The sequence below is a fragment of the Bacteroides sp. D22 genome, assembly GCF_000163675.1.
GTDB classification, from domain to species: domain Bacteria; phylum Bacteroidota; class Bacteroidia; order Bacteroidales; family Bacteroidaceae; genus Bacteroides; species Bacteroides xylanisolvens.
This window is the reverse complement of record NZ_GG774866.1, coordinates 1-1,015: the sequence shown is the minus strand read 5'-3', so window position 1 is coordinate 1,015 and position 1,015 is coordinate 1. Positions and strand designations below refer to the sequence as shown.

Genomic DNA, 1,015 nt, shown 5'->3' with positions numbered 1-1,015 from the left:
GCCACATGTATCTTTTCTGCGTTTTGGAAGTGGGGACAGTCAATTCCGGTGGCCGGAATACACATTGGGTTTACGATGCTGATATAGGACGTGTCAGCGGTAGTGAGAAGTGCAGCCACCCGACGCAGGCAGTTACAAGCTTTCGGACATTGCTCGTTGTAGCAGCGGGCGTAGTTGAAAGGGACTGTTTTGTTTTTTAATTTATTGTCGTTCATTTTATATTGTATATTACATACATGATTGACAAAGGTAGTGTTTTTATTGTGGAAAGGTACAGTTTGAAAAAGAAAAAACGTGAAAGGTAAGCGTCTCCGCGATTCTATATTGCTGTCCGTTTTTAGCTCTCATATCTTTGCGAGGTATAAAAATGAAGCATTATGGATTTAGAAAATAGATTTAGAAGAACTTGGAAACGTTTCCAAGAAGTCTTAAAAACAGACTACAATTGTTCTTTAGCGGATGTTTGCCGCGAGCAGCATACCACTTTTGGAGGTATGAGTTCCTGGATGTCCCGACGGGGCTATAGCGTTAAACAAGCTAAGGCAGATGTGGTTCGTGATTATTATGGCGGCGTTGAGCCGTCCCCACTGAGCACTACCTCTCCTGCGTTCACTCAAATAGCACCCGCCATGTCGTCGGAAGAAGAGTTTAGTCTTGCCGGGATCACAATCACGTTTAACAGTGGAACCACCATTTCGGTCAAACGGGCCACACCCGGTGGTGTTATTAAAATGTTGCTCGATTACGAAAGAAAGGAGGGAGATCCATGTATTCTCTAACATCAGCCAATCGATACTATCTGTACCAGGGCTTTGTTCGTATGAACCTTGGCATCGACGGTTTATTCAAAATTATACGCTTGGAAATGAAGGACTTGTCTCCCGTTTCCGGAGATATATTTTTATTCTTTGGCAAAAACCGACAAAGTGTAAAAATACTGCGTTGGGATGGCGATGGCTTTCTTCTGTACTACAAGCGCCTCGAGGGTGGAAGTTTTGAGTTACCGACATTTAAC

At 43.4% G+C, this 1,015-nt stretch carries 3 protein-coding genes; 2 read left to right on the top strand and 1 reads right to left on the bottom strand.

From position 1 onward, the window contains the following. Positions 1–215: DUF6078 family protein (locus HMPREF0106_RS26635; RefSeq protein WP_009041326.1), on the bottom strand; the 215-nt coding region annotated here is incomplete at its 3' end. Between the two features lie 162 nt (positions 216–377). Between HMPREF0106_RS26635 and HMPREF0106_RS00095 the strand changes: the two genes are divergently transcribed. Both HMPREF0106_RS00095 and tnpB read left to right on the top strand, forming a co-directional pair. Further along, the gene (locus tag HMPREF0106_RS00095; protein WP_008642273.1) at positions 378–779 is read left to right on the top strand and encodes a hypothetical protein; all 402 of its coding nucleotides are present in this window, start codon (positions 378–380) and stop codon (positions 777–779) included. Then, a partial coding sequence (tnpB, locus tag HMPREF0106_RS00100; protein WP_009041325.1) for an IS66 family insertion sequence element accessory protein TnpB occupies positions 767–1,015 on the top strand: 249 nt, incomplete at its 3' end. The genes HMPREF0106_RS00095 and tnpB, both read left to right, overlap by 13 nt.